Origin of the sequence: Rhodocyclus gracilis (genome assembly GCF_009617575.1) — a bacterium.
GTDB lineage: Bacteria > Pseudomonadota > Gammaproteobacteria > Burkholderiales > Rhodocyclaceae > Rhodocyclus > Rhodocyclus gracilis.
On sequence record NZ_WIXJ01000004.1, the window covers coordinates 167,909 to 194,237 of the forward strand.

The 26,329-nt window shown below is 64.9% G+C and carries 27 protein-coding genes; 14 read left to right on the top strand and 13 right to left on the bottom strand.

Annotated features, from left to right (window positions below; translation table 11 throughout):
* The first annotated feature begins 2 nt into the window (after positions 1-2).
* Complete coding sequence (rraA, locus tag GHK24_RS07960; RefSeq protein WP_153471727.1) at positions 3-497, top strand: ribonuclease E activity regulator RraA; 495 nt, start codon at positions 3-5, stop codon at positions 495-497.
* Positions 498-920: 423 nt separating this feature from the next.
* Positions 921-2,219: an isocitrate lyase gene (gene aceA, locus GHK24_RS07965; protein WP_153471730.1), complete on the top strand. Its 1,299-nt coding sequence runs from the start codon at positions 921-923 to the stop codon at positions 2,217-2,219.
* Between the two features lie 108 nt (positions 2,220-2,327).
* Here aceA and GHK24_RS07970 read toward each other — a convergent pair whose 3' ends face one another.
* Positions 2,328-3,236 (bottom strand): LysR family transcriptional regulator, encoded by a 909-nt coding sequence (locus tag GHK24_RS07970; RefSeq protein WP_153471733.1) that lies wholly within the window; start codon positions 3,234-3,236, stop codon positions 2,328-2,330.
* Between the two features lie 55 nt (positions 3,237-3,291).
* Here GHK24_RS07970 and GHK24_RS07975 point away from each other — a divergent pair, with 55 nt between their 5' ends.
* The 5 genes from GHK24_RS07975 to GHK24_RS07995 all read left to right on the top strand — a co-directional run bounded on the left by GHK24_RS07975 (position 3,292) and on the right by GHK24_RS07995 (position 7,184).
* The gene (locus tag GHK24_RS07975) at positions 3,292-3,516 is read left to right on the top strand and encodes a hypothetical protein (protein WP_153471736.1); all 225 of its coding nucleotides are present in this window, start codon (positions 3,292-3,294) and stop codon (positions 3,514-3,516) included.
* A gap of 1 nt (position 3,517) precedes the next feature.
* Positions 3,518-4,297, top strand: coding sequence for a sulfite exporter TauE/SafE family protein (locus GHK24_RS07980; protein ID WP_153471739.1), 780 nt, complete (start codon positions 3,518-3,520; stop codon positions 4,295-4,297).
* A 23-nt stretch (positions 4,298-4,320) separates the two neighbouring features.
* The gene (gene aceB, locus GHK24_RS07985) at positions 4,321-5,919 is read left to right on the top strand and encodes a malate synthase A (RefSeq protein WP_153471742.1); all 1,599 of its coding nucleotides are present in this window, start codon (positions 4,321-4,323) and stop codon (positions 5,917-5,919) included.
* 129 nt (positions 5,920-6,048) lie between these two features.
* Entirely contained in the window at positions 6,049-6,414 is a 366-nt protein-coding gene (locus GHK24_RS07990) for a CidA/LrgA family protein (RefSeq protein WP_153471745.1), read from the top strand.
* A gap of 17 nt (positions 6,415-6,431) precedes the next feature.
* On the top strand, positions 6,432-7,184 hold the full coding sequence (locus tag GHK24_RS07995) for an LrgB family protein (RefSeq protein ID WP_153471748.1): 753 nt from the start codon (positions 6,432-6,434) through the stop codon (positions 7,182-7,184).
* A 138-nt stretch (positions 7,185-7,322) separates the two neighbouring features.
* Here GHK24_RS07995 and GHK24_RS08000 read toward each other — a convergent pair whose 3' ends face one another.
* Together GHK24_RS08000 and icd are read right to left on the bottom strand one after the other, a co-directional pair.
* Entirely contained in the window at positions 7,323-7,757 is a 435-nt protein-coding gene (locus tag GHK24_RS08000; protein WP_153471751.1) for a GreA/GreB family elongation factor, read from the bottom strand.
* Between the two features lie 84 nt (positions 7,758-7,841).
* Positions 7,842-9,074, bottom strand: a complete 1,233-nt coding sequence (gene icd / locus GHK24_RS08005) for an NADP-dependent isocitrate dehydrogenase (RefSeq protein WP_153471754.1) — start codon at positions 9,072-9,074, stop codon at positions 7,842-7,844.
* 351 nt (positions 9,075-9,425) lie between these two features.
* Between icd and aceK the strand changes: the two genes are divergently transcribed.
* Positions 9,426-11,213 carry a bifunctional isocitrate dehydrogenase kinase/phosphatase gene (gene aceK, locus GHK24_RS08010; protein WP_153471758.1) on the top strand — a complete coding sequence of 596 codons (1,788 nt, stop codon included), beginning with the start codon at positions 9,426-9,428 and terminating at the stop codon, positions 11,211-11,213.
* A 27-nt stretch (positions 11,214-11,240) separates the two neighbouring features.
* Here aceK and rpmG read toward each other — a convergent pair whose 3' ends face one another.
* The 3 genes from rpmG to radC all read right to left on the bottom strand — a co-directional run bounded on the left by rpmG (position 11,241) and on the right by radC (position 12,449).
* Positions 11,241-11,396 (bottom strand): 50S ribosomal protein L33, encoded by a 156-nt coding sequence (gene rpmG, locus GHK24_RS08015; protein WP_153471761.1) that lies wholly within the window; start codon positions 11,394-11,396, stop codon positions 11,241-11,243.
* Between the two features lie 51 nt (positions 11,397-11,447).
* The gene (gene rpmB / locus GHK24_RS08020; protein WP_153115322.1) at positions 11,448-11,681 is read right to left on the bottom strand and encodes a 50S ribosomal protein L28; all 234 of its coding nucleotides are present in this window, start codon (positions 11,679-11,681) and stop codon (positions 11,448-11,450) included.
* A 90-nt stretch (positions 11,682-11,771) separates the two neighbouring features.
* Entirely contained in the window at positions 11,772-12,449 is a 678-nt protein-coding gene (gene radC, locus GHK24_RS08025) for a RadC family protein (RefSeq protein WP_167681499.1), read from the bottom strand.
* 58 nt (positions 12,450-12,507) lie between these two features.
* Between radC and coaBC the strand changes: the two genes are divergently transcribed.
* Together coaBC and dut are read left to right on the top strand one after the other, a co-directional pair.
* Positions 12,508-13,695 carry a bifunctional phosphopantothenoylcysteine decarboxylase/phosphopantothenate--cysteine ligase CoaBC gene (coaBC, locus tag GHK24_RS08030; protein ID WP_153471936.1) on the top strand — a complete coding sequence of 396 codons (1,188 nt, stop codon included), beginning with the start codon at positions 12,508-12,510 and terminating at the stop codon, positions 13,693-13,695.
* The gene (dut, locus tag GHK24_RS08035) at positions 13,695-14,144 is read left to right on the top strand and encodes a dUTP diphosphatase (protein ID WP_153471764.1); all 450 of its coding nucleotides are present in this window, start codon (positions 13,695-13,697) and stop codon (positions 14,142-14,144) included. The genes coaBC and dut overlap by 1 nt, the downstream gene beginning before the upstream one ends.
* Here dut and GHK24_RS08040 read toward each other — a convergent pair whose 3' ends face one another.
* Positions 14,145-14,654, bottom strand: a complete 510-nt coding sequence (locus GHK24_RS08040) for a disulfide bond formation protein B (protein WP_153471767.1) — start codon at positions 14,652-14,654, stop codon at positions 14,145-14,147.
* Between the two features lie 234 nt (positions 14,655-14,888).
* On the opposite strand from GHK24_RS08040, the gene GHK24_RS08045 reads away from it, so the two are divergent.
* The 3 genes from GHK24_RS08045 to GHK24_RS08055 all read left to right on the top strand — a co-directional run bounded on the left by GHK24_RS08045 (position 14,889) and on the right by GHK24_RS08055 (position 17,422).
* Positions 14,889-15,596: a winged helix-turn-helix domain-containing protein gene (locus tag GHK24_RS08045; protein WP_153471770.1), complete on the top strand. Its 708-nt coding sequence runs from the start codon at positions 14,889-14,891 to the stop codon at positions 15,594-15,596.
* On the top strand, positions 15,583-17,019 hold the full coding sequence (locus GHK24_RS08050; protein WP_153471773.1) for an ATP-binding protein: 1,437 nt from the start codon (positions 15,583-15,585) through the stop codon (positions 17,017-17,019). The genes GHK24_RS08045 and GHK24_RS08050 overlap by 14 nt, the downstream gene beginning before the upstream one ends.
* Before the next feature lie 187 nt (positions 17,020-17,206).
* Positions 17,207-17,422 carry a hypothetical protein gene (locus GHK24_RS08055; protein WP_153471776.1) on the top strand — a complete coding sequence of 72 codons (216 nt, stop codon included), beginning with the start codon at positions 17,207-17,209 and terminating at the stop codon, positions 17,420-17,422.
* A 735-nt stretch (positions 17,423-18,157) separates the two neighbouring features.
* Here GHK24_RS08055 and GHK24_RS08060 read toward each other — a convergent pair.
* The 6 genes from GHK24_RS08060 to GHK24_RS08085 all read right to left on the bottom strand — a co-directional run bounded on the left by GHK24_RS08060 (position 18,158) and on the right by GHK24_RS08085 (position 23,972).
* Complete coding sequence (locus GHK24_RS08060; RefSeq protein ID WP_153471779.1) at positions 18,158-19,498, bottom strand: mechanosensitive ion channel family protein; 1,341 nt, start codon at positions 19,496-19,498, stop codon at positions 18,158-18,160.
* Positions 19,495-20,757 carry an RsmB/NOP family class I SAM-dependent RNA methyltransferase gene (locus GHK24_RS08065; protein WP_340666141.1) on the bottom strand — a complete coding sequence of 421 codons (1,263 nt, stop codon included), beginning with the start codon at positions 20,755-20,757 and terminating at the stop codon, positions 19,495-19,497. Before GHK24_RS08065 ends, GHK24_RS08060 begins: the two co-directional genes overlap by 4 nt.
* Before the next feature lie 98 nt (positions 20,758-20,855).
* A complete protein-coding gene (locus tag GHK24_RS08070) occupies positions 20,856-21,878 on the bottom strand; it encodes a DUF3108 domain-containing protein (protein ID WP_153471785.1) in 1,023 nt (340 codons plus the stop codon).
* Between the two features lie 7 nt (positions 21,879-21,885).
* A complete protein-coding gene (purN, locus tag GHK24_RS08075) occupies positions 21,886-22,536 on the bottom strand; it encodes a phosphoribosylglycinamide formyltransferase (RefSeq protein ID WP_153471789.1) in 651 nt (216 codons plus the stop codon).
* On the bottom strand, positions 22,533-23,303 hold the full coding sequence (locus GHK24_RS08080) for a hypothetical protein (RefSeq protein ID WP_340666142.1): 771 nt from the start codon (positions 23,301-23,303) through the stop codon (positions 22,533-22,535). The genes purN and GHK24_RS08080 overlap by 4 nt, the downstream gene beginning before the upstream one ends.
* 30 nt (positions 23,304-23,333) lie before the next feature.
* On the bottom strand, positions 23,334-23,972 hold the full coding sequence (locus GHK24_RS08085; protein WP_153471792.1) for a DedA family protein: 639 nt from the start codon (positions 23,970-23,972) through the stop codon (positions 23,334-23,336).
* A gap of 152 nt (positions 23,973-24,124) precedes the next feature.
* Here GHK24_RS08085 and mutL point away from each other — a divergent pair, with 152 nt between their 5' ends.
* A complete protein-coding gene (gene mutL / locus GHK24_RS08090) occupies positions 24,125-26,218 on the top strand; it encodes a DNA mismatch repair endonuclease MutL (RefSeq protein ID WP_153471795.1) in 2,094 nt (697 codons plus the stop codon).
* The last annotated feature ends 111 nt before the right edge of the window (positions 26,219-26,329 follow it).

The window sequence follows — 26,329 nt, forward strand, 5'->3', positions numbered from 1 at the left end:
CCATGCCTTTTTGCACTGCTGATTTGCTCGATGCCAACGAAGCGCGACTCGCGGACGGAAGTCTGCGGGTCGCTACGCCCCTGTTCCGCAACTTCGGCGGACGAAACAAATTCATGGGGCGCATCACCACCCTGAGCACCTTCGAAGACAACTCCCGGGTCCGCGAGATTCTCGCGGAGAGCGGCGCCGGGCGCGTTCTCGTTATTGATGGCAAAGCCTCTCTGCGTCGCGCCCTGCTCGGCGATCAACTCGCCGATCTGGCGCGCTGCAATGCCTGGGAAGGCGTCGTCATCAACGGTTGCATCCGTGACTCCGCCGTCATCGCCCGCGTTGATCTCGGCGTACGCGCCTTGGCGACGCATCCGCGCAAGACGGAGAAGAACGGCCTCGGCGAGCGCGATCTGCCGCTTAACTTCGCCGATGTAGAGTTTATTCCCGGCGAATGGCTCTACGCTGACGAAGACGGCATCCTCGTCAGCGCCGCTGCGCTGACCTGAGCCACCTCCGGCGCCCCTGCGGGACGCCCCTCCTGACGAATCTCTCTGCGTGCCTGCCTAGAGGCGGCGCATGTTCCATTGCGTCCGATGCTAAGGCGTCGGCTCATCCCGCGATGAGCGTACCCGCACGCGCACCACAGGACCGTCCACTCCGGTAACGATCCCGCTCCAATACCCACCTGTCGTTTCACAGGGATCACTACAATTTTGCATCGCAAAATACAGAACACAACCTATTGATTTAATTAATCATAAAAATATCTTCTGTCTTATATAAGACTATTGAGTCAGCCACCAAAGGCACTTATACTTTCTCCCAACGACAGGCAGCTTGTGCCGCCGCTGGCAGCGAAAAACGTCGCACCGTTGCTGGCAAGTCGTCCCCGTCGCAACAGACCATCGCCATTTTTCAAGAGGAAGAACATGAGTTCTCGCGAACAGCAAATCGCCGCACTGGAAAAAGACTGGGCCGAAAATCCGCGCTGGAAGGGCATCAAGCGTGGCTACTCGGCAGCCGAAGTGGTCCGCCTGCGCGGTTCTTTCCCGATTGAGTACACTATCGCCCGCCGCGGCGCCGAAAAGCTGTGGAATCTGGTCAACAACGAGCCGTACATCAACTGTCTCGGCGCGCTGACCGGCGGTCAGGCGATGCAGCAGGTGAAGGCCGGCGTCAAGGCGATCTACCTGTCCGGCTGGCAGGTTGCTGCCGACAACAACTCGTACGCGTCGATGTACCCCGACCAGTCGCTGTACCCGGTGGATTCCGTGCCGAAGGTCGTCGAGCGCATCAACAACTCGTTCCGCCGCGCCGATGAAATCCAGCACTCGAAGGGCATCTCGGCCGGTGACAAGGGCTACATCGACTACTTCGCGCCGATCGTTGCCGACGCCGAAGCCGGCTTTGGCGGCGTGCTCAACGCCTTCGAACTGATGAAGGCGATGATCCGCTCGGGCGCCGGCGGCGTGCACTTCGAAGACCAGCTCGCTTCGGTGAAGAAGTGCGGCCATATGGGCGGCAAGGTGCTGGTGCCGACGCAGGAAGCCGTGCAGAAGCTGATCGCCGCGCGCTTCGCCGCCGATGTCTGCGGCGTGCCGACGCTGGTCATCGCGCGTACCGACGCCGAAGCGGCCGACCTGCTCACCTCCGACTACGACGAGCGCGACAAGCCCTTCGTCACCGGCGAACGTACCGCCGAAGGCTTCTACAAGACGCGTAAGGGCCTCGACCAGGCGATCGCGCGCGCCGTCGCCTACGCTGAATACGCTGACCTCGTCTGGTGCGAAACCGGCACGCCGGATCTGGAATTCGCTCGCAAGTTCGCCGAAGCCGTGCATGCCAAGCACCCGGGCAAGCTCTTGGCCTACAACTGCTCGCCGTCGTTCAACTGGAAGAAGAACCTCGACGACGCGACCATCGCCAAGTTCCAGCGCGAGCTCGGCGCCATGGGCTACAAGTACCAGTTCATCACTTTGGCCGGCATCCATTCGATGTGGTACAACATGTTCGATCTGGCGCAGGACTACGTTGCCCGCGGCATGTCGGCCTACGTCGAGAAGGTGCAGGAGCCCGAGTTCGCCGCGCGCGACCGTGGCTACAGCTTCGTCTCGCACCAGCAGGAAGTCGGCACCGGCTACTTCGACGAAGTAACGACGGTCATTCAGGGCGGCACCTCGAGCGTCACCGCGCTGACCGGCTCGACCGAAGAAGAGCAGTTCCACTAAGCCGTCCAACGGCCTCCTGAGGAGCAGAAGGCGCCGGTGCCCCCACTGGCGCCTTTTTTCATGGACGCGAGCGCACATGCCGGAAACACCGGCGCCCCGCCCCGGCGCTCAGCCGCCGTTGATCGTCCAGTAGCTCGGCTCGCCGTAGCGTTCCTTGAGCAGGTCGATGAACAGGCGCACGCGCAGCGGCAGATGCCGGCGCTGCGGAAACACCGCGTAGATGCCCATCGGCGCCGCCTGCCAGGCGTCGAGCACTGAGGTCAGCCGGCCTTCCTGCAGATCGCGCCCGACCTCCCACAGCGAACGCCAGGCGAGCCCCTTGCCGGCGAGCGCCCACTCGTGCAGCACGGCGCCGTCGTTGCACTCGAAGCGGCCACCGACCTTGCGCGTTTCCACCGCCCCGGTATCGGGATCGCGGAACACCCAGCCACGCTGCTGACCGAGCGAGAGGCACTCGTGCTGCGCCAGATCGGCCGGCGTGCGCGGCACGCCATGCGCCACCAGATACGCCGGGCTGGCGACCACCATGCGCCGCATCTCGCCGAGGCGCACGCTGACCAGACTCGAATCCTGCAACTCACCGATGCGCACCGCGCAGTCGATGTTCTCGTTCATCAGATCGACGAGACGATCCGAGAGATCGAGATTGACCGTGACTTCCGGGTTGGCCTGCATGAAGGCGCCGACCAGCGGCGCGACATGGCGGCGGCCGAAACCCGCCGGTGCCGACACGCGCAGCTGACCGCTCGCCTTGACGCCCCCAAGCGATACCGCCGCCTCGGCATTGGCCAGATCGTTGAGCACACGCTGGCAGTCTTCGAGGAAAGCCTGTCCCTCGAAGGTGAGCGTCAGCTTGCGCGTCGTGCGCAGCAGCAGCTTGACGCCCAGCCGCGCCTCCAGCGCATCGAGGCGGCGGCCAACGATGGCCGGCGTGACGCCCTCCGCGCGCGCCGCGGCGGACAGGCTGCCGCGCGTGGCCACGCTGACAAAGGCGCCGATCTGCTTGAAGGTATCCATCACCTGTTACTTTAAGTAAAAGATCATTGTCCCGCAACGCGACTTATCTTTTGTTATGAGCAACAATACACTGCATGACATTGAACTCTGCGCGGGATTCCGCCGCCTGTTGCCAAACGACCGCCACGCCCCTCAATCGATGACCGCCAACTTCGCCAAGCACACCATCACCGCCGTCGCCGCCGTCGCCGCCCTCCCCGCGCACGCCGGCCGCTGTGCTCCGCGCCCCGCGCAGCCCGGCAAGGGTCGCATTCGCCAGACAGTGGAAGGGTCGTACTGAGATGGATCTCGCACTGATGCTGCTCGTCGCCGGCGGCGCCTTTCTCGCCGGCGGCATGAACGCGATGGCCGGTGGCGGCACCTTCTTTTCCTTCCCCGCCCTGCTCGTCGCCGGCGTGCCACCGGTGATGGCCAACGCCACCAACACCGTCGGCCTGTGTCCGGCCAGCCTTGTCAGCGCCTGGGCCTACCGGCGCGAGGCACTGCGCCACGGGCGCTGGGCGCTGCTGCTGATCGTCGTCTCGCTGATCGGCGGCATCGTCGGCGGCCTGTTGCTGCTGGCGACGTCGAACGCCGCCTTCTCCAAGCTGATTCCCTGGCTGCTGCTCATTGCCACCGCGCTGTTCGCCTTCAGCGGGCAGATCTCGAGAGGCCTCGCGCGGCTGCGCCAGCGGCTCGGGCGCGGCGCAGCCGCTGCGCCGGGCGGCCCCGGCGGCGCACTGTTCCAGCTCGCCGTCGCCATCTACGGCGGCTTCTTCGGCGCCGGCATGGGCATCCTGACGCTGGCCGCCTTGTCCATACAAGGCTTCGACGACATCCAGGAAATCAACGCGCTGAAGAACCTGACTTCCGGCATCAACTATGCCGTCTCGTCGGCGACCTTCATCATCGCTGGCGCGATCAGCTGGCCGCACGCGCTGGTGATGCTCGTTACGGCGATGGCCGGCGGCTGGGCGGGTGCCTCGCTTGCCCGCCGCCTGCCGGCGCTATGGTTGCGCCGACTGGTGGTCGCCGTCGGCAGCGGGCTGACGCTCATCTATTTCATCAAGATCTATTTCTGACCCAACACACCCAAGGAGACCCCATGAGCCTCAATCTGCCGCAAGGCGTACAAATCACCGGTCCGCTCAAGCCCGGCTACGAAAGCGTACTGACGCATGACGCGCTGGCGCTCGTCGCCAAACTGCACCGCGCCTTCGAGTCGCGTCGCCAGGAACTACTGGCCGCGCGCGTCGCCCGTCAGGCACGCATCGACGCCGGCGAGATGCCCGACTATCTGCCGGAAACCGCGCACATCCGCGCCGGCGACTGGAAAATCGCGCCGCTGCCCAAGGCGCTGGAGCGCCGCCGCACCGAAATCACCGGCCCGGTCGAAGCGAAGATGATCATCAACGCCTTCAACTCGGGCGCCGATTCGTACATGACCGACTTCGAGGATTCGAACGCGCCGAACTGGGATAACCAGATCCAGGGCCAGATCAACCTGTACAAGGCGATCCGCCGCGAGCTGTCGTTCCGCAACGAAGCCGGCAAGGAATACAAGCTCAACGACAACATCGCCACGCTGCAGATCCGTCCGCGCGGCTGGCACCTCGACGAGAAGCATGTCCTCGTCGACGGCCAGCGCGTTTCCGGCGGCATCTTCGACTTCGGCCTCGTCTTCTTCCACAACGCCAAGGAGCAGATCGCGCGCGGCGCCGGCCCGTTCTACTACCTGCCGAAGATGGAAAGCCACCTCGAGGCGCGCCTGTGGAACGACATCTTCGTCCTGGCGCAGGAGCACGTCGGCCTGCCGCGCGGCACGATCAAGGCGACCGTGCTGATCGAGACGATCCTCGCCACCTTCGAGATGGAAGAAATCCTCTATGAGCTGCGTGAGCACTCGGCCGGCCTCAACGCCGGACGCTGGGACTACATCTTCTCGTGCATCAAGAAGTTCAAGAAGAACCCGGACTTCTGCCTCGCCCAGCGCAGCGTCATCACCATGGAAGTGCCGTTCATGCGCAGCTACGCGCTGGCGCTGGTGAAGGCCTGCCACAAGCGCGGCGCGCCGGCGATGGGCGGTATGAGCGCGCTGATCCCGATCAAGAACGACCCGGTCGCCAACGAAAAGGCGCTTGCCGGCATCCGCCACGACAAGGCGCGCGACGCCCGCGACGGCTTCGACGGCGGCTGGGTGGCGCATCCGGGCCTCGTTGCCATCGCCCATGAGGAATTCGTCAAGGTGCTCGGCGAGCGTCCGAACCAGTGGGAGAAGCAGCGCGATGAAGAGTTCACCGCCGCCGACTTCCTCAACTTCCAGCCGACGCAGCCGATCAGCGAAGCCGGCTTGCGCAACAACATCAACGTCGGCATCCACTACCTCGGCGCCTGGCTCGCCGGCAACGGCTGTGTGCCGATCCACAACCTGATGGAAGACGCCGCCACCGCCGAAATCTCGCGCTCGCAGGTGTGGCAGTGGGTCGTCTCGCCGAAGGGCATCCTCGACGACGGACGCAAGGTGACCTCCGAGATGGTGCGGCCGATGATTGCCGAAGAGCTGGCGAAGGTGAAAGCCGCCGTCGCCGCGCAAGGAGAAAACACGGCGACCTACGAGCAGGCCGCGGACATCTTCGACCGCATGTCGCTGACGCCGGACTATCCGGAGTTTCTGACGCTGCCGCTGTACGAAGCGATGGCCTGAGCGAACGGTCAAACAGGCTGATCGCCCCATGTGGCGAGGCGCGTCTTCCAGGTGCGTCTCGCCAACCTGCGCCAAAAGGCGTAAAACACCGCGCATTGTTTTCAGGCCAGACGCCTGCCAGGAACGCTGATGATCGCAGCGCTTGCGCTTTTTCTCTCGTGCCAACTGCTGGGCGAAACCATCGCCCGCCTGCTGTCACTCCCGGTGCCCGGCCCCGTGCTCGGAATGCTGTTTTTGCTGGCGTGGCTCGTCGTGCGCGGCGGCCCGCAGGAGTCCGAACGGCGCGCTGCCGGCGGGCTACTGCAACATCTACCGCTGCTCTTTGTCCCGGCGGGGACCGGCGTACTGCTGCACTTGCACCGTCTCGCCGCCGAGGCCATGCCGATTGCCGTGGCACTGATCGGCAGCACAGTCATCGGGCTGGCCGTCGCCGGGCTGACCCTATCGCGCCTGACGCGGGCCGGACGCGCCGGCAAGATCGCCGCCAACGACTGACGGGGAGAACTACGCGAATGGACGCCTCCCTGATTGAAGGCCCTGCCCACGACATCTGGGTCTATCTCTCTGCGCAGCCGCTACTCTGGCTCACCCTGACACTCGTTGCCTACGCGCTGGCCTTTGCCGTACAACGCCGTCTGCACGGCAATCCGGCGGCCAACCCGGTGCTCATCGCCGTCGCGCTGCTGTCGATCATCCTGCTGCTGACCGACACGCCCTACGCCAGCTACTTCGGCGGCGCGCAGTTCGTGCATTTTCTGCTGGGGCCAGCAACGGTGGCGTTGGCCGTACCGCTCTACGGTCAACGCCAGCGTATCGTCGCTCAAGCGGGGCCGATTTTCATTGCGCTGGTGGTCGGCTCGCTGGCGGCAGCGCTCTCGGCCAGCCTGATTGCCGCCACGCTTGGCGCGACTCCGCCAACGGTTGCCTCGCTGGCGCCAAAATCGGTGACGACGCCCATCGCCATGGGCATCTCCGAGCGAATCGGCGGGCTGGCGTCGCTCACCGCCGTCATCGTCATCATCACCGGCATCCTCGGCGCCGTGATGGGTAGTGGCGTGTTGCGCCGTCTAGGCGTGCGTGACGACGCCAGTATCGGCTTCGCCCTCGGCCTCGCCGCGCACGGCATCGGCTCGGCTCGCGCCCTGCAGATCAGCGAAGAAGCGGGCGCTTTTGCCGCGCTGGCAATGGGGCTGGGCGGCACCTTCGCCGCCCTGACGCTGCCCTGGCTGATGCCACCACTGCAACGACTGCTCGCCGCGCAGTAAGCCTCAGCGCAGGAAACTCGGGCGCCAGAGACCCCGATATTGCTCGCCAGAGAGAGCGCCCGTCAGCGGGCGCAGCCCTCCTCGCGAAAACCACGGCTGCCCCCCTGCCCGTGCGCAAAGTGTACGGCGGTGGCCCGCTTACATCGTCAGCCAGCCGTGCGCTTCCGGCTGGAAGGGCATCGCGCGAATCTGCCAGCGCACGCCGGCGAACTCGGGAGCATCGATGTCCACGTCAGAACCGACGCGCCGCCCGAAGAGTGCCGCGCCAATGGGGCTGAAGACGGACCAGCAGGCCTCGTCGGGGTCGTGGTCTTCGGGATAGACCACGGTCAGTTCATGCTGCCGTCCGTCGGCGGCGGCAACGACGACGGTGGAATTCATCGTCACCAGATCGCGCGGCGCCGCTTCAGGCGCGACCACCACCGATTGCCGGACATGCTGCAATATCTGGCGAGCCTGCGCCGGAGCACCTTCCGCGCGGGCGCACGCGCGTTCGATCAGGGCCATCAGGCGTTGCTGGTCAAGCGTGGTGATGCAATCTGCCGCGCTCGCGGCCACGTCATTGCACTGCATGCGATCCTCCTCGTGCGGGATCACACCCAAAGAAAAGGGGCCGGCAACCCTCACCGGCCCCTTACGGGACGTACCTGGCGACGCTTACATGCGAGCGATCATCGCCTCGCCAAAGGCCGAACAGGAAACTTCCGTCGCGCCGTCCATCAGGCGCGCGAAGTCGTAGGTGACGACCTTGTCGCCGATCGCCGCTTCCATGCCCTTGATGATCAGGTCGGCGGCTTCGCTCCAGCCGAGGTGACGCAGCATCATTTCGGCGGAGAGGATCAGCGAACCCGGATTCACCTTGTCGAGACCAGCGTACTTCGGCGCCGTACCGTGCGTCGCTTCAAAACACGCGTACTGGTCGGAGATGTTCGCTCCCGGCGCGATGCCGATGCCACCGACCTGCGCGGCGAGCGCGTCGGAAACATAGTCGCCGTTGAGGTTGAGCGTCGCGATCACGTCGTATTCGCCAGGACGCAGCAGGATCTGCTGCAGGAAGGCGTCGGCGATGGCGTCCTTGATGACGATGCCGTTGGGCAGCTTGAGCCACGGGCCGCCGTCGATCTCGACGCCGCCGAACTCGTTCTTGGCGAGCGCGTAGGCCCAGTCACGGAAGCCGCCCTCGGTGTACTTCATGATGTTGCCCTTGTGCACGATCGTCACCGAGCGGCGCTGGTTGGCGATGGCGTACTTGATCGCCGCGCGCACCAGACGTTCGGTACCTTCGCGCGACACCGGCTTGATGCCGATGCCGGAAGTCTCGGGGAAGCGGATCTTGCGCACGCCCATCTCGTTCTGCAGGAAGTCGATCACCTTCTTGCATGCATCGGATCCCGCCTGCCATTCGATGCCGGCGTAGATATCCTCGGTGTTCTCCCGGAAGATGACCATATTGGTCTTCGACGGATCCTTCAGCGGCGACGGCACGCCCTGGAAGTAGCGCACCGGGCGCACACACTGGTAGAGGTCGAGTTCCTGACGCAGCGCGACGTTGAGCGAGCGGATGCCGCCGCCGACCGGCGTCGTCATCGGCCCCTTGATCGACACCGAGTATTCCTTGAGCGCAGCGAAAGTCTCGGCCGGCAGCCATTCGTCGGCACCGTAGAGGCGCGTCGATTTCTCGCCGGCATACACCTCCATCCAGTGGATCTTGCGCTCGCCGGCGTACGCCTTGGCCACCGCGGCATCGACCACCTTGATCATCACCGGCGTGATATCGACGCCAATGCCGTCGCCTTCGATGAACGGGATGATCGGGTTGTTCGGGGTTGCTTGCCCGGGAACGATTTTCTGTCCGCCGTGCGGAACCTTGAGGTGAGAACTGGCGCTCATGCCGACTCCATGCAATGTGATTGTGTCTCTTAGCCGCCCCGGCACACTGCCAGCGCGGGGATGCTGCAAACGGGTGGGTTTCGCAGACGCTGCCGATACAGCGACGGGTGCCGACGCGGGTAGGCGCCAGCAGCGAAACGGCTCAAGCGAAGCTGAACTTCGACGCGCGAATTATGGCGGCAAAACGCTTCATTCGCCAGCAGACAGACCGCTACGGCAAAGCGCCGGTTCCCCCGCGACCGGTGGATAGCGGCACGATTCACGCGCAAAAGCGCGCCCGGGAAGAGCCAGACGGCCCGCAGGAGGGGCGATGCTACAATCATCGCGCCTCTTCCTTTGCGCCTTCTGACGATGGATATCGCCACGCTGCAAAACCCGCTCGCCCGCCGCATGGCGGCCGTCATCATTGACGGCTTCAATCGCCACTACCGGCTCATTCGCGACTACGCCCACCAGGCCAAGCAGCTTTACGAAGCGTCCGACTGGAAGGGCGTGCAGGACGGCGTACGCGAGCGCATCCGCTCTTACGACGACCGGGTGCGCGAAACCGCCGGGCTGCTACGCGAGACCTTCGGCGCCGACGCGCTCGACGATGACGGCTGGCAGCAGCTCAAGCTCTTCTACATTGGCCACCTGATCAACCACAAACAGCCCGAACTGGCAGAGACGTTTTTCAACTCCGTCTGTTCAAAGCTGCTTGATCGCACGTATTTCAACAACGACTACATCTTTGCCCGGCCGGCGGCCTCGACCGAGTACATCGACTCCGCCTCGCCCAGCTATTCGAGCTACTATCCGATGCAGCGCGGCCTGCGTCACACCATTCGCCAGATCGTCCGCAGCTTTGGCTGGACGCCGCCGTTCGAGAACCTCGACCGTGACGTCGGCTATCTGATGCGCGCACTGAGGCAGCACTTCGGCCGCTGGCCGGCTCCGGAGGCCAACGCGCAGATCCAGGTGCTCAATTCCGCCTTCTACCGCAACAAGGCCGCCTACATCATCGGCCGGGCGATCAACGGCCACCAGGAGTATCCCTTCGCCGTGCCCGTTCTGCACACGGACAACGGCGAACTGACCATCGATACCATCCTGCTCGACGCCTGGCGGATCGGTCTGCTTTTCTCACTCTCGCGCGCCTATTTCATGGTCGACATGGAAGTGCCGTCGGCTTACGTGCAGTTCCTGCGCAATATCATGCCGAACAAGCCGCGCTCCGAGATTTACACCATGCTCGGCCTCGGCAAGCAGGGCAAGATCCTGTTTTTCCGCGATCTGATGCAGCACCTGCGCCATTCGGAAGACTCCTTCGTCATCGCACGCGGCATTCGTGGACTGGTCATGCTGGTCTTCACCCTGCAGTCCTACCCCTACGTCTTCAAGGTCATCAAGGACGTTTTCGGCGGCAGCAAAGACACCGACCGGGCGACGGTAAAATCGAAATACCTGCTGGTGAAGCAGGTCGACCGCGTCGGACGCATGGCCGACACACTGGAGTTCTCGCACGTTGCGCTGCCCAAGGCACGCTTCTCCCCCGAACTGCTCGAAGAACTGCGCACACTGGCGCCGTCGATGATCGAGGAAGACGGCGAAGACGTCGTGATCAAACACGTCTACATCGAGCGCCGGATGATCCCGCTCAACGTCTATCTCGACCACGCCACGCCGGAGCAGGTCGACGATGCCGTCTTCGAGTACGGCAACGCCATTCGCGAACTGGCCTGCGCCAACATCTTCCCCGGCGACATGCTGTGGAAAAATTTCGGCGTGACGCGCTACGGCCGCGTGGTCTTTTACGATTACGACGAAATCGAATACATGACGGACTGCAATTTCCGTGACATCCCCGAAGCGCCCTACCCGGAGATGGAGATGTCTGGCGAGCCGTGGTATTCCGTCGCAAAAAACGACATCTTCCCGGAAGAGTTCAGCGCCTTTCTGCTCGGCGACCCGCGCGTGCGTAACGCTTTCCTGCGCCAGCACCGCGATCTGCTCAGCCCGGCGTTCTGGCGCGCCAAGCAACAACGCATCCGTAGCGGATACGTGGAGGATTTTTTCCCCTACCCGGAGACGATCCGCTTCTCGCGCCTGTTTGCCCCCGCGGCGGAAGCGCCGGCGACAGACAAAAAAAACCCCGCCTGAGCGGGGTTTTTTAGCGGGAAGCAAAGCTCACTTGAGCTTGGTTTCCTTGTACACGACGTGCTTACGAGCCTTCGGATCGTACTTCTTGATCTCCAGCTTTTCCGGCTTGGTACGCTTGTTCTTGGTCGTCGTGTAGAAATGACCGGTACCTGCGGTCGATTCCAGCTTGATTTTTTCACGCATGGTTGAAGCTCCTCTGTGGCAATCGCCCGACGGCGTTCAGCTTGATGGCTATTAAATCTCGCCGCGAGCGCGCAGATCTGCGAGCGTCTCGTCGATGCCGTTCTTGTCGATCGTGCGCAGGGCAGCAGCAGAAACACGCAGGCGAACCCAGCGGTTTTCGCTCTCAACCCAGAAGCGGCGATATTGCAAATTCGGAAGGAAGCGGCGCTTCGTCCTGTTGTTGGCATGGGACACATTGTTCCCAACCATCGGGCCCTTGCCCGTTACCTGGCAAACACGCGCCATGATTGTCGCTCCAATTGATGCAGGGGAAGAAAGCCGGCGATTTTAGACTAACGCCCGGATTTTTGCCAATCTTTTTTATGCAATCGCGCCTTAAAGCAGTCCTCGTTCCGCAAACGACAAGGGCGGCGCATTGCCGGCGACGATGAAATGATCGAGCACACGCACATCGACCAAAGCCAGCGCCCGCTTTAGCTCATGCGTGAGCGAGGTATCGGCGGAAGAGGGCTCGGCAACGCCGGAAGGATGGTTGTGCGCCAGAATGACCGCTGCGGCATTGCGCGCCAGCGCCGTTTTGACGACTTCGCGAGGATACACCGAGGTCTGCGTGAGCGTGCCGGAAAACAGTTCCTCCGCTGCCATCAGCCGGTTCTGCGCGTCGAGCCACAGCGCAAAAAACACCTCATGCCGCAGCGATGCAAGTTGAAGACGCAGATAGTCGCGTACGGCGCCGGGCGACGAGAACACCGTAACCTGCTGCATCTCTTGACCCAGCGAGCGGCGCGCCATTTCGAGCACGGCCTGCAACTGCACGTACTTCGCCGGCCCGACGCCGGGCACCGCCGACAATTCGTCGAGCGAGGCAGAAAACAGTCGCGACAACGTGCCGAAGCGCCCGATCAGATCGCGCGCGAGATCAACGGCGCTCTTTCCGCGCACGCCGACGCGCAGAAAAATGGCCAGCAATTCGGCATCGGAGAGCGCGCTCGCCCCTTGTCCAAGCAGCCGTTCGCGCGGACGCTCCGCCACCGGCCAGTCGCTGATCGACACGATATTCTCAAGTAGAATGATTTTCCGGCCATTCTAGTCACGCCACACAAAAATGCATATGGAATTGAGCGGCAAGCGTATCCTCCTCGGTGTCACAGGCGGCATCGCCGCCTACAAGGCAGCGGAAATCGTCCGCCTGCTGATTCGCGAGGGCGCCTCGGTGCAGGTTGCCATGACCGAAGCGGCGACGCATTTCGTCACGCCCGTCACCTTTCAGGCGCTGTCGGGACGACCGGTGTTCACCAACCAGTGGGATGCGCGCGTCGCCAACAACATGGCGCACATCGACCTCTCGCGTAACGCCGACGCCATCATCGTTGCGCCGGCCTCGGCGGACTTCCTCGCCAAGCTGGCGCACGGCATGGCTGGCGACCTGCTCGCCTCGCTGGCGCTGGCGCGCAACTGTCCGCTGATCGTCGCCCCGGCGATGAACCGGCAGATGTGGGAAAACCCTGCCACGCAACGCAACATCGCCACTCTGCGTCAGGACGGCGTCACCATCATCGGACCAGGGTTTGGCGATCAGGCCTGCGGTGAAAGCGGCCCCGGACGCATGCTCGAACCCGAGGAAGTCATCGCCGAGACGATTGCCTTCTTCCAACCCAAGCACCTCGCCGGCAAGCGGGTTCTGCTCACCGCCGGGCCGACTTTCGAAGCCATCGACCCGGTACGCGGCATCACCAACCGCTCGTCCGGCCGCATGGGTTACGCGCTGGCGCGCGCCTGCCGGGAAGCTGGCGCCGAGGTCACGCTGGTTTCCGGACCGGTGACGCTGGCCCGGCCGCACGGCGTCGTCCGCATCGACGCCGACAGCGCGCTGGCCATGCACGAAGCGGTGCTGAACCATGCCGCGCAATGCGACGTCTTCATCGCCGTCGCCGCTGTTGCCGACTACCGCCCGCAAGCGCCGGCCGAGCACAAGATCAAGAAGAAAGGCTCACCACCGACGATTGCGCTGACCGAAAACCCAGACATCCTCGCCGAAGTCGCCGCCCTGCCGCAGCCGCCGTTCTGCGTCGGCTTCGCCGCAGAAAGCCAGGCATTGGGCGAAAATGCCGAAGTCAAACGGCAGCGCAAAGGCATTCCGCTGATCGTCGGCAATCTCGTGCAGGAGTCAATGGGCAGCGATGCCGCGACACTGACGCTGTTCGACGAACACGGCCGCCACCCCTTGCCGACCGGCGCCAAGATCGATCTGGCGCGCCACGTCGTCGCACATATCGCCGCCCTTCTGGAAGACCGCTGATGGCACCGATCCAACTCCGTCTGCTCGACCCCCGCCTGAAAGACAGCCCGCCGCGCTACGCGACGACGGGCGCCGCGGGCCTCGATCTGCGCGCCTGCATCGAAGCGCCGCTGCATCTGCACCCCGGCGAAAGCCAGCTGGTCCCGACCGGCATTGCGTTGCATATCGGTGACCCGGCGTACGCTGCGATGATCCTGCCGCGCTCGGGGCTGGGCCATAAACACGGCATCGTCCTCGGCAACCTCGTCGGCCTGATCGACTCCGACTACCAGGGCGAAATCATGATCTCGACCTGGAACCGCGGGCGCGAGTCCTTCACGCTCAACCCGCTCGACCGTCTGGCGCAACTCGTCATCGTGCCCGTCGTGCAGGCAAGCTTCCAGATCGTTGACGAATTCACGGCCAGCGAACGCGGCACTGGCGGCTTCGGCAGCACCGGACGCAGCTGATCAGCGACGAGACTGGCGCGTCAGCATCAGCCATACGGCCAGCGCGAAAAAGGCTGCAAAGCAGAGAACCGCCCAGTTCGCCATCGACAGGCCAAGGAAGACACCTTCCTTGCTCGAACAAAATCCGGTCGCCATGAACATCGACGGCCACTGCATGCCGAACCAGTCGACCAGACGCTCGATCAGCGTCGGCTCACCAAATCCGCACTCGTTCGACGGCACGGCCGCCATCTGCAAGTGACTCTGATACAGGGCCGTCGCCAGACCGCCGGCTGCCGGCAAGGCCGCACACGCCGCCCAGAAACGGCGCCAACGCGGCAAGAGCGTACCGCCAAGCGCGAAGATCATCAGTGCCATGGCGAGCAGACGCTGAAAGATGCATAGCGGACAGGCATTCAGGCGCAGCAACTCACCCAGCGCCCAACCGCCGAACGCCGCCGCTGCCGCACCGCCCGCCAGCAGGGCAAACAGCACCCGAAAACTCAGGGACTGGACAAAACTCAAAGGCATGCCACCTCTCCGTCAATCCGCACGGGTAGCAAGGCGACGCCGTTGCGCGCATCTGAACTCATCCGGCAAAGCTCCTCAAAGCCGGCCCGCAGGGGGGCCGAGCCGGGCGATTCTAAGGCAAGCGAAGACGCCCCGCCAAACTCGTACACCGCCGCGGACCGACCCATGCGACCACCTGCCGGCAGATGCACGCAAGAGATTCATTCTTGCCACGGCTCGGGCTATCATGGCGCCATGAAAACACGCATCCTTCTGGTGGAAGACGATGAGCGCCTCGCCGAACTGACGGCGGAGTACTTGCGTAAAAACGACTTCGAGGTTGGCATCGAGGCACGCGGCGATACGGCCGAGGCGCGCATTCTCGGCGAGCGCCCCGAACTCGTCGTGCTGGACGTCATGCTTCCAGGGAAGGATGGTTTCGAAGTCTGTCGCGCCATCCGCCCGCACTTCGCCGGCGTGATCGTCATGCTTACCGCGCGCGACGAAGACTTCGACCAGATTCTCGGTCTCGAACTGGGCGCCGACGATTACATCACAAAACCGGCGCAGCCCCGGCTGCTGCTGGCACGTATCAAGGCGCTGCTGCGGCGGGCGCCGATCAGTGGCAGCGCGACGCCAAGCGACGTCGACGCCGAACTCGCCTTCGGACGCTTCCGTATCAGTCAGGCCACGCGCACGGCCCACATTGGCGACGACGCAATCGACCTGACCACTGCCGAATTCGATCTCATCTGGCTACTCGCCCAGCACGCCGGCAATATCCTCTCGCGCGACGACCTGCTGCAACAATTGCGAGGCATCGGCTTCGACGGCCTCGACCGCTCGATCGATGCGCGCATCTCCCGCCTGCGCAAGAAGCTCGGCGACGACCCCGACAACCCCAAGCGCATCAAAACCGTTCGCGGCAAGGGCTACCTGTTCAGCAAGCATGACTGGCAATAGCCCTGGCAACGGCAGCGCCAACGGCGGCGGCCACAAGCTTCTCGCGATCTTCGGCCGTTACAAACCGGCGCCCTGGCGCGGGCATTACAGCCTGTCGAAGCTGTTTTTCAACTTCTATCTGGTCGCCGTCAGTTCCTTCATCATCATCGCGCTGTTCGCCGACTTCGTCATTTCGATGGCGATTCGCGGCGTCACCGAGGACTACATGAGCCGCTTCATGCGCGGCACCATCGTCCTCATTGAAGACGAGCTGTTCCGCCATCCGCGCGTCGAGTGGCCGACGACCATCAAGAGCATCGACGAGAAATTCGCCTACCGCCTCGAAATCGTCGAGCGCTGGACGCTGCGTCTGGAGGCAAAACAGGCCGAACGCCTCGACTCCGGCGAAATGGCTGTCTCGCCGGATGGCGACATTCTTTACCATCGCCTCAAGGAAACCTCGCAGGTGCTGGCCGTTGGTCCGCTGTCGCCGCGCGCCAACGCCGAATACCACGGCAGCCTGTCGCTCGAACTGCGCATTCGCCTCCTGACCTGGACCGTCATTGGTCTGGTGCTGGCCATCGCCGTCTGGTTTTTCGTCCGCCCCTTCTGGCGCGACCTCGAAGCCATGCGACAGACGGCGCGCGCCCTCGGCGAAGGACAACTCGACGCGCGCGCGCCGCTGGTGCGAAGCAGCGCCTTCGACCTGCTCGCCGCCACCTTTGACGGCATGGCCGAACGCATCCAGCGCCTGATCGCCACACAAAAAGAACTCTCCAGCTCGATTTCGCACGAACTGCGCACGCCGATTGCGCGCCTGCGCTTCGCGCTGGAAATGATCTCCGAAACGGAGGACGGGCCGGAACGCGACCGTTTGCGCCGGATGATGGAAGACGACCTCGACGAGCTCGACGGCCTGATCGACTCCAGCCTGACCTACGCCCGCTATGAACGGGAACCGCCGGCCCTGCATCTGTCGCCCGTCGAATTCGCCCCGTGGATCGAAGAAGAGGTCGAGTCCATGCGCATCCTCGGCCGCAACATCGAGCTCGTCGTCGACACGCAGGCCCTGCCACCGGGGCTACAGGTCGAACTCGACCGCAAGAGCATGCCCTACGCGCTGACGAACCTCCTGCGCAACGCCATCAAATACGCGAATGCCCGCATTCAGGTCAGCGCAGAAGTCATCGGCGAGCGCGTCGCCCTGCACGTTGACGACGATGGCCCGGGCATCCCCAAGGAAGAGCGCGAGCGCGTCTTTTCCGCCTTTACACGGCTAGACAGTTCGCGTGACCGGGCGACGGGCGGCTACGGCCTCGGCCTGGCGATTGCCCGCCTCGTCCTCGAACAGCACGGCGGCGAAGCCTCGGCTGACGAAGCGCCGCTCGGCGGTGCCCGCTTCACGCTCACCTGGCCGGTGGTACAAAGCGTCACGAAAAGCTGACGCAAGCCTTGTATTCCACTCTCCTGCGCTGACTATGATCCCCCTAACGTGTATTGCATGAGGTTTGGGCCATTGGACACCGCCGAGCACTACCATCGCATGACGCAACTGCTTTACCAAACAGACGCCATGCCTTTGCTGCGCGCATCAGTACGTCGCCACGCTTTCTCCAGCCGCACCGGTGACCATGCGCAGGTCTGAGCCCCCGCCCCTCCGGCGTCTGCTTGCCGCTTTCCCGCTAACGGAAGGGTTCGGCATCTTCATCGGCATCGTCGCCTGGAAACTGATGGTGGAAGGGCGCATCGAATTCGGTGAAGGACTCCTGGTCGCACTCCCCTGCTCGCTCGTCTGGTTTGGCGTGCGCTGCTGGAAAATCCGACGCAGCGCGCACTCGACGCAATAATCTGTAATACGCGGGCGAAAATCCGCCTCACGCGTTACAGCCAGTCACGCAAGCGCCTTACAAGCACAACAGAAACCGCCCAGCATTCGCCTGTAGAATCAATTCATTGCTTAAGCGTCCCCCGCGCTGGCAATGTTTGACCCTCCCTGATTCCCGTCCCCCTGACGGGATTTAAGTCCCGCGAAGCGAAGGCTCCGCGGGATTTTTTTTTGCTGGACTTCGCCACCTCTTTTTGCTTACGTGGAGCGGCAGATTCCCGCCTCTCACGACGCCGAGTAAGGCTCGGCGTATTGCCGCGTGACCACTTGCGGCGCATCGCCTGCCTGCTGGCGGCCTGCTTTGCTACGCAATCGGCGCCGTGCCGCAGCACTACCGGCTTACCGGCAATTCGCTACCGTTAACCGAGTACACGCCGTCACCAAACCTCTGTGAAATCGTCGCACACGCTCACGCGGGAGCGCCTAAAATCGTTCTCAGTAGCTCAGCCAGTGTTGCAATTGTTGAACCTCCTTGATGCTCCGCCGCCCCCGGCGGAGTTTGAATCCCGCCTCGGTGCCGCCGGCGGGATTTTTTTCGTCCCAAGGAAAGAGGGCTCCGCTATCCCGCTATCCAGCGACGCCGCTGCGGAATAGCGGAGGGCGCCAGCGCGAGGACAAAACACTCGCCCCCGCCAAGCAACAACCGTCCGGTCGCCGGCACTCAGGCGGGCGCCAACCAAGGAAGCCGTCCGTACGCTTAGCTGGCCGGCGGCTTGGGCGGCGGCGCAGAAGCAGCGGCAACGCTCTCGCTGTCCGCGGCGCTGCGTAGCAGACGCACCTCGCGTTGCGGGAAGGGTATCTCGATACCGTGCTCGCGGAAGGCCTTCAGGACGGCGAGGCTGACGTCCGAGCGCACATTGCCGGTGCCGGACTCGGGGTCGGCGATCCAGAAGCCCAGTTCGAGATTGATGCCGCTATCAGCGAATTCGGTCAGCAGCACGCGCGGCGCCGGCTCTGTAAGCGCCCGCGGATGCGCCGTAGCGGCCTCCGTCATCAGGCGCATCGCCAGATCGACGTCGCTGGCGTAGCCGACCTGCACCGCCACCGCGACACGCACGCGCGAGTCGGAAAACGAGCGGTTGCGCACGATATTGCTGACGAGATACTCGTTGGGGATGATGACTTCGACGCCCCCCAGCGTGTCGACCACGGTATAGCGGATGGTGATCTGGGTGACGACACCGGAAGTCGTATCGTCAATGGCAATGACGTTGCCAATGCTGATCGAGCGGTCGAGCAGGATGATGAAGCCGCTGACGTAATTGCTGGCGATCTTCTGCAAACCGAAGCCCAGCCCCACCGCCAGCGCGCCGCCAAAGACCGACAGCGCGGTGATGTCGATCCCCACCAGCGACAAACTGAAGAGCAGCGCCACCAGCGAGAACAGCAGCTTCGCCAGACGCGCGAGCAAGACACGCACGTTGGAGTCCAGCTGACTGGCAGCCGCCATGCGCTGCTCGACAAACCCCGAGAGCCAGAGCGCGACGAGCAGGGTCGCCATGACGGTCACTGCCGCATGCAGGACGATCCACAGATCAAGCCGCTGCTTGCCGACGCTGAAGCTGACCTGCTCGAGCGCGTCGATGATCGGGTCGGACAAGCCCGTGATGTAGGCGGCAAAACACAGCCAGACGGCAATGGCGAAAAACCGTTCCGAGGCGGCCAGCCAACCACTCGGCGCGAAGGCGTGGCGCAACACGTAGACCGTCATCCGCACCAGCGCCAGCGACGACAGCAGCGGCACGGCCAGATCGAGCATGGCGACGTGGCCCCACCAATACTTGAGACCCGAGCGGGAGAGCAGCACCAGCGCCAGCGCGATCAGCGGAAACGAGATGCGACGCAGCCCGCTTTCGCCGAATTGAACGAGCGCGCTACGCTCGCCCGATTCCCGGCGCGTCAACTGACGCAGCAGACGGGTCAGCCACCAGGCGAGGCCGAGACTGGCCAGCAGGGCCGCCACCTGCCACATGGAGTCGGCCTCATGCATCTCATTCCAGAGGCCGCGCAGGAGCGCAAACAGCTCGCGTTCGTTCATTGGCGTTGAAACACCGCAGCAAAGAAGCCATCGACGCCATGCTCGAGCACCGATAGACGCAGGCGATCACCGGCGGTGATGGCGATGCCCTGTTCGCGCAGGATGTCGCCCGCCGAGAGCGGCGTGAACTCGGGGTGCGCGGCGATGAAGGCGTCGACGATGGCGTCGTTCTCGGCCGCGAGCGGGCTGCATGTCGCATACACGAGACGCCCGCCTGGTTTGACGAGTGTCGCCGCCGCAGCAAGGATCGACGCCTGCTTGACGCCGAGTTCGGCGATGGCCTGCGGCGTCTGCCGCCACTTGAGGTCGGGGTTGCGACGCAAGGTGCCAAGACCGGAACACGGCGCATCCACCAGCACGCGGTCGAGCTTGCCGGCGAGCCGGCGCACTCGCGCATCGCGTTCGGAATCAATGCACACCGGATGCACGTTCGACAACCCCGAGCGGGCGAGGCGCGGCTTGAGCGCCGCCAGACGGCGGGCCGATACGTCAAAGGCGTAGAGGCGCCCCTGCGAGCGCATCAGGGCACCGAGAAGCAAGGTCTTGCCGCCGGCGCCGGCGCAGAAATCGGCCACCATTTCGCCACGCCGGGGTTGCAGCAGAAAGCCCAGCAACTGGCTGCCTTCGTCCTGCACCTCGATGCTGCCGTCGAGGAAGAGCGGGTACTTCGCCAGAGACGGCTTGCCGTTGAGGCGCACACCAATCGGCGATAGCGGTGTGGCGCTGGCAGCGATGCCATCAGCGACGAGACGCTCGATGACAGCTTCCCGCGTCGCCTTCTGCACATTCACGCGCAGATCGAGCGGCGCCTGCCGGTTGCTCGCCTCCGCCAGCGCTTCGGTCGCCTCCTCGCCGTACTGGGCGACGAGGAGAGCATGCAGCCAATCGGGCAAATCGCAGCGCACGGCGGGCGGCAACGAGGCGCGCACCAGCGCCTTGGCTTCCGATAGCCATTTGCCTTCAGGATCGCGCAGCAGGGTATCCATCTGCCGCCGGTTCAGCCCCTGCTCGCAGGCGAGGGCCGCCAGCAACAGGCGGCGCGACGTGACATCGCCTGCGCAACGTTCGGCCAGCGAACGGCGGCGACGCAGCACGGTATAGGCCAGTTCGGCGACGAAGGCGCGGTCGGCGCGGCCAAGCTCCGGATTCCGCCGGAAATAGGCCGAGAGAACGACGTCGGCGGCCGACGAAAAGCGCAGCAATTCGCCCAGAACGGCCTCGGCGCGGGCGAAGAGCGCCGGCGACAGCGCCCCGGGCACGGCATCGTCCGGCGACGCGGGCGCGCGCTTGCTGCGCGACGGCGAGCGCGCAGCGGGCGAGGAATGGGAAGAGGAATGAGGAGCGGAAGGACGGCGCATTAGTCTGAACTCGTTTCAAGCCGGTCGACGAGCTGTTCAAAGCTGTCGCCATGGCGGTCGGTGTGGCGGATTTTAACCGGCAGCAGCCAGCGATCGCGCGCCAGCCACAGTTCGGTCGTATTGTCGCCGGGCGCACGTACGTGCAGTGTGCGGAATATCCCGGCGGGTGTCTCGATCTCTTCATCGCCGAGCGTTTCGAGGCGATAGCGTTCAAATTTCTTGCCGGTGGCGATGGGCAGCACGCTGGCGCCGTCGCTCAAGGGCAGCAAGGCCAACTGGTAGTGAAACGACAGCAGATCCTGCGCGCCCGGCGGCACGGATTCCGGCGCGTGATCGCCGATGCGCACGGTAGCATTCTCCCAGTCGAAATCAGCGCGTTCGCGGGTCTCCACACCATCGCGGCGAATGACGAACGACGCCGGACGGAAGCCTCCCGCGTCGATCTCCCCGCGACTGGCGAGTTCAATTTTCAGGGGTTTGAAGAGGGCCGCGAGGCCGCTCGTCTCGGTCATCGCGTCGAGCGCGTAGTGCCCGTCGGCAATCTGCCAGTGGTGCACCGCCCGGCCGACTTCCAGACCACGCGTACCGCGATAGACGCGATAGCGGATCGTCCCTTCTGCCGGTAACACCCAGTTCGACGGAACGGCTGCGCTTCCGGTCGCGCGGCCAGGGGCTGCTCCAGTCGGCTCACCCGTCCTGTCACTCGCCGCGCGGTCGGCCATCGCGGACTCGTCGAGGACGGCGGGAGCGACCGTCAGCGCGGCCTCGTTCGCCGGCGCCACGACAACCGCAGCGGAACGCGGCGCCGATGCCGGCGCTGCTTTTGCCTGCGGGTGTCGCCGATGCGTCGCGGGCGGTGGCGCCAGATGCACCGGCGTCTTGACCACAGCCGGCGGCAAGGCGATTTCAGCGACCAGCGGCGGCGGCGTGGGCGCGGTCGACAGATCGACGTCTGGCAGGAAGAGCGCTACCGCATGCGCGCCGAGCGAGGCGGCAAGCGCGAAAACGAGCGCCAGCGGCATTGCGCGACTAGACCACCGTCGGCGAGATCAGCGTCACGGGCGCGACGTCGGCAGGTGGCGTCAGACGGACGCGACCGTCTTCCAGGCGCAGACGCCCTTCCGCCCACCAGCGCACGGCCAAGGGGTAGATCTGATGCTCCGCTGCCAGCACGCGGGCCGACAGGAGCTCGACATCGTCGCCATCGAGCACCGGCACGGCGGCCTGAACGATGATCGGCCCGTGATCGAGCGCGGGCGTCACGAAATGCACCGTGCAGCCATGCACCCGCACGCCCTCGTCGAGCGCACGGCGGTGGGTATCGAGCCCCGGAAACGACGGCAGCAGCGAGGGATGAATGTTGATCAGCCGCCCGGCAAAGCGCCGCACGAACGCGTCGCCGAGGATGCGCATGAAGCCGGCCAGAACAACCAGCTCGGCGCCGAAGCCCTCGATGCATTCGGCCAGAGCGGCGTCGAAGGTCTGACGATCGCCAAACTCGCGGTGATCGACCACGGCGGTCGGCACGCCGGCGGCGCGCGCCACGTCGAGCCCGGCGGCGGCGGGGCGGTTACTGATGACGGCGGCGACACGTACCGCGAGCGCCGGGTCTGCCACGGCGTCGAGCAAGGCGCGCAGATTGCTGCCGCGCCCGGAAATAAGGATGACGATCGATTTCATTTGATGCCCAGAGCGCCCACCGGCAGGAAGACGGCGGTGGCGATACTTTGTGTGAACCGCGTCAAGGAGCGGCCGTTCTTGTCGGCAACGACGGCGGAGAGGAGATCCAGAACCCCGATCAACCGGCCAAACTCACGCTCGAAACTGAGATTGGGGTGCTTCGGATCGAGTTCGTTGGCGAGCAAAAACGGTTCGCCATCGGCGGTGCGCGCGGACGACAGTTTCCACAGCGCGATTTCGAGATTGCGGGCGCAATTGTAAAGCTTCTGCGCGTCGAGGTCGTCGAGCATGTAGAAATCGTCTTTGTGCAGGAACGCCGCATCGACCATGCCGAGCAGGCCGCCCATCAGCGCCAGCACCCGGTCGCCACGATAGTCGGCGCTGAACGCCAGCAACACCGCCGCCGCTTCGCGCCGCCCGCCGAGCTCCGCGAATTCCGTGATGCCACCGATGCCACCGTTCCCGAACAAGCGCTCGACCGCCGCCTCGGGACTCGCCTGACCGCTCTTGCGCCACTCCCGCGGGTTGCGCTTGTAGAGCTTCTCGGTCAGCCGGCGCAGACCCGTCATCACCTCATAACGACTCGCGTCGACGAAACGATCGACGTCGGTTTTGGCGATATAGCGCGGATGAACCTCCACCTCCCGCGTGCCATCGCGGCCAACTTTCGTCGCGCAGCCGCTGCTAGCAAGAAGCACCGCCAGAACGCCCAGGCTACCGCGCCGCAGCGACGCCCCCACAAAGCAGCGGGTGGCGAAACGGGGCACGCGGCGCGGCATCATGCCGGCCCTGAGGGCTCAGGTCGCGCGGCGCTGCGTCAGCCAGCCGAACAGAGCAGGCAGCAGCGACACGCCGATGATGCCGACGATCACCAGCGACAGATTCTGGCGAACCCACGGGAAATTACCGAACCAGTAACCCGCCGCCGTCAGCAAGGCAACCCAGGCCAGCGCGCCAATCATGTTGAAGCTCATGAAACGCCCCCAGTGCATCGCCCCCACCCCGGCGACGAAAGGCGCGAAGGTGCGAAACAGCGGCAAGAAGCGCGACAGCACCAGCGTCTTGCCGCCATGCGTCTCGTAAAAGGCATGCGTGCGCTCAAGCGCCGCCCGGTTGAAAAAGCGCGAGCTTTCCCACTGGAAGACGCGCGGGCCGAGATAGCGGCCGATCTGGTAATTGAGCGCGTTGCCCAAGACGGCGGCCACCGTCAGCACGGCGATCAGCAGCCCGATGTCCATGCCACCCAGCGCCGCCAGCGCGCCGGCGACGAACAGCAGCGAATCGCCGGGCAGGAAAGGCGTTACGACGAAGCCGGTTTCACTGAAGATGACCGCAAAGAGGATGGCGTAGACCCAGATGCCATAGAGCTGAACCAGCATCTCCAGGTGGCGATCAAGATGCAGGAGGATATCGACGAAGCCGGCGAGATAGTCCATCAGTTCAAGGGGTTCCCGTGCCAAAACCGCCGATGGCCGCGGCCCGCCTGTCGCGCCGGAACGCGACGGCGCAATTCTAACCGATGCCCGTCACCCCTCGCCGACTTCCGCACCGGTGACGCGTGACGGACGACATCGGCGATAATCGCGCCATGTCAGAGCTTCCCGAAACCTCCCCGGCGACGAACGCCACCTGCGCCAGCGACCTGTCGCCAGCCGCCGCCGTGTTCGCCGCAACATCGTCGCCGGCCACCCCATGCCGGCCGATCCAATGCCTGCCCGACCTGCTGATCAGCCAGATCGCCGCCGGCGAAGTGGTCGAGCGCCCCTCGGCAGCACTCAAGGAATTGCTCGAAAACGCCCTCGACGCCGGCGCGACGAGCCTCAACATCCAGCTCGAAGGCGGCGGCGTCGATCTCATTCGCGTCATCGACAACGGCGGCGGCATTGCCCGCGACGAACTGGCGCTGGCGCTGACGCGTCACGCCACATCGAAAATCGCCTCGCTCGACGACCTCGAACGCGTCGGCACACTCGGCTTTCGGGGCGAGGCACTAGCCTCGATTGCCGCCGTTGCGGAACTCGTCATCACCAGCCGCCGTGCTGACGCGGCGCACGCCTGGTGCCTGCGCGCCGACGTCGCCAGCGGCGAGCCGGAACCCGCCGCGCACGCCATCGGCACGCGCATCGAGGTGCGCGACCTGTACCGCAACACCCCCGCCCGGCGGAAATTCCTCAAGTCCGAAGCCACCGAATACGCGCATTGCGTCGACGCCGTGCGCCGCATCGCGCTCGCCTATCCCGAGGTCGCCTTCACCGTCAGCCACAACGGACGCGCCGGACTGCATCTGCCGGCTGGCGACGCTACGACGCGCGCCGCGAGCCTTCTCGGCGACGACTTCATCGACGCTTCGCACACGGTAGACGTCGCCGCCGGTGGCCTCCGCCTGCGCGGCCGCGTCGGCCTGCCAACGCTGGCACGTACGCGCGCCGACGCGCAGTACTGCTACGTCAACGGCCGCTTCGTACGCGACAAACTGCTCGCCCACGCACTGCGCGAAGCCTATCGCGACCAGCTACACGGCAGCCGTCAGCCGGCCTACTGCGTCTTTATCGACATCGACCCGACGGAGGTCGACGTGAACGTGCATCCGGCCAAAACCGAAGTGCGCTTCCGCGACGCACGCGCCGTACATCAGTTCGTCTTCCACGCCGTTCAGCGCGCGCTGGCCGCAACGCCCTCGGCAATGCTCGCCGCCCGTACCTCCGACCTCGCCGCAACGGAGCGCGCTTCGCCGAACGCGAGTGGCGCCAGCCAGCGCCCGCCTGTCGCCACACCGCTCGGCGCGTCGGCCATCCCTGCTGCCCCCCCTTCTGCCAGCACAACCGCCGCACGCCCCCCGTACACGCTGCCGCTGTACCCGCACGCCGACACCTCGCCCCGCCACGCTCCCACCGCCCCCAGCACCTCCCGCGACTATGCCGCAGCTGTCGAACGCGAACACAGCCGTCCCCGTGTCGCCGAACCGGCTGCCGCGGCCTACCTCGCCTTCGCCGCCGCGGCCACGGCAAGGCCAGCCGCCTCGACTGCCGCCAGCACCGGCGGCGACGACGAACGCCACCCGGCGGCCGATGCCGACAATACCCAGGTCGGCGAGGCCGCACCGCCGCTCGGTTACGCCCTCGCACAGCTGCACGGCATCTATCTGCTGGCGCAGAACGCGCAGGGGCTGATCCTCGTCGACATGCATGCCGCGCACGAGCGCATCCTCTACGAGCGTTTGAAAACCGCCTTCGACGGCCGCCCACCGGCGACGCAGGCGCTGCTCATCCCGGCGGTATTCGGCGCCGACCCGCTGTCCGTGGCCGCTGCCGAAGAGTACGGCGACACGCTCGCCGAGCTCGGCTTCGACATCGCCCCGCTCGGCCCCACGCAACTCGCGGTGCGAGGCGTTCCCGCCATGCTGACGCGCGCCGACCCCGCCGCACTGGCCCGCGCCGTCCTCGCCGAACTGCGCGAACACGGCGTCTCGCAGCTCGCCGGCGCACGCCGTAACGAACTCCTGGCGACCATGGCCTGCCATGGCGCCGTACGCGCGCACCGCCCGCTGACGCTACCGGAAATGAACGCGCTGCTGCGGCAAATGGAAGCCACCGAACGCGGCGGCGAATGCAATCACGGGCGTCCTACGTGGACGGCGCTCTCCTTGAGCGAGCTCGATCGTCTCTTCCTGCGCGGTCGATGAGCGCCATGCAGATCGCCCCACTTCCCGCCACGCAGCCCACCACGCAGCCCACCACGTTTCCTGCGCAGTCCTCCGCCCCGACACAATCGCTCCCGGCGCCGCCGCTCATCC

What these genes read in the sequence shown, in the direction of transcription:
- rraA (WP_153471727.1), top strand. Translation starts at nt 3, where the DNA reads ATGCCTTTTTGCACTGCTGATTTGCTCGATGCCAACGAAGCGCGACTC.
- aceA (WP_153471730.1), top strand. Translation starts at nt 921, where the DNA reads ATGAGTTCTCGCGAACAGCAAATCGCCGCACTGGAAAAAGACTGGGCC.
- GHK24_RS07970 (WP_153471733.1), bottom strand. Translation starts at nt 3,236, where the DNA reads ATGGATACCTTCAAGCAGATCGGCGCCTTTGTCAGCGTGGCCACGCGC.
- GHK24_RS07975 (WP_153471736.1), top strand. Translation starts at nt 3,292, where the DNA reads ATGAGCAACAATACACTGCATGACATTGAACTCTGCGCGGGATTCCGC.
- GHK24_RS07980 (WP_153471739.1), top strand. Translation starts at nt 3,518, where the DNA reads ATGGATCTCGCACTGATGCTGCTCGTCGCCGGCGGCGCCTTTCTCGCC.
- aceB (WP_153471742.1), top strand. Translation starts at nt 4,321, where the DNA reads ATGAGCCTCAATCTGCCGCAAGGCGTACAAATCACCGGTCCGCTCAAG.
- GHK24_RS07990 (WP_153471745.1), top strand. Translation starts at nt 6,049, where the DNA reads ATGATCGCAGCGCTTGCGCTTTTTCTCTCGTGCCAACTGCTGGGCGAA.
- GHK24_RS07995 (WP_153471748.1), top strand. Translation starts at nt 6,432, where the DNA reads ATGGACGCCTCCCTGATTGAAGGCCCTGCCCACGACATCTGGGTCTAT.
- GHK24_RS08000 (WP_153471751.1), bottom strand. Translation starts at nt 7,757, where the DNA reads ATGCAGTGCAATGACGTGGCCGCGAGCGCGGCAGATTGCATCACCACG.
- icd (WP_153471754.1), bottom strand. Translation starts at nt 9,074, where the DNA reads ATGAGCGCCAGTTCTCACCTCAAGGTTCCGCACGGCGGACAGAAAATC.
- aceK (WP_153471758.1), top strand. Translation starts at nt 9,426, where the DNA reads ATGGATATCGCCACGCTGCAAAACCCGCTCGCCCGCCGCATGGCGGCC.
- rpmG (WP_153471761.1), bottom strand. Translation starts at nt 11,396, where the DNA reads ATGCGTGAAAAAATCAAGCTGGAATCGACCGCAGGTACCGGTCATTTC.
- rpmB (WP_153115322.1), bottom strand. Translation starts at nt 11,681, where the DNA reads ATGGCGCGTGTTTGCCAGGTAACGGGCAAGGGCCCGATGGTTGGGAAC.
- coaBC (WP_153471936.1), top strand. Translation starts at nt 12,508, where the DNA reads ATGGAATTGAGCGGCAAGCGTATCCTCCTCGGTGTCACAGGCGGCATC.
- dut (WP_153471764.1), top strand. Translation starts at nt 13,695, where the DNA reads ATGGCACCGATCCAACTCCGTCTGCTCGACCCCCGCCTGAAAGACAGC.
- GHK24_RS08040 (WP_153471767.1), bottom strand. Translation starts at nt 14,654, where the DNA reads ATGCCTTTGAGTTTTGTCCAGTCCCTGAGTTTTCGGGTGCTGTTTGCC.
- GHK24_RS08045 (WP_153471770.1), top strand. Translation starts at nt 14,889, where the DNA reads ATGAAAACACGCATCCTTCTGGTGGAAGACGATGAGCGCCTCGCCGAA.
- GHK24_RS08050 (WP_153471773.1), top strand. Translation starts at nt 15,583, where the DNA reads ATGACTGGCAATAGCCCTGGCAACGGCAGCGCCAACGGCGGCGGCCAC.
- GHK24_RS08055 (WP_153471776.1), top strand. Translation starts at nt 17,207, where the DNA reads ATGCGCAGGTCTGAGCCCCCGCCCCTCCGGCGTCTGCTTGCCGCTTTC.
- GHK24_RS08060 (WP_153471779.1), bottom strand. Translation starts at nt 19,498, where the DNA reads ATGAACGAACGCGAGCTGTTTGCGCTCCTGCGCGGCCTCTGGAATGAG.
- GHK24_RS08070 (WP_153471785.1), bottom strand. Translation starts at nt 21,878, where the DNA reads ATGCCGCTGGCGCTCGTTTTCGCGCTTGCCGCCTCGCTCGGCGCGCAT.
- purN (WP_153471789.1), bottom strand. Translation starts at nt 22,536, where the DNA reads ATGAAATCGATCGTCATCCTTATTTCCGGGCGCGGCAGCAATCTGCGC.
- GHK24_RS08085 (WP_153471792.1), bottom strand. Translation starts at nt 23,972, where the DNA reads ATGGACTATCTCGCCGGCTTCGTCGATATCCTCCTGCATCTTGATCGC.
- mutL (WP_153471795.1), top strand. Translation starts at nt 24,125, where the DNA reads ATGTCAGAGCTTCCCGAAACCTCCCCGGCGACGAACGCCACCTGCGCC.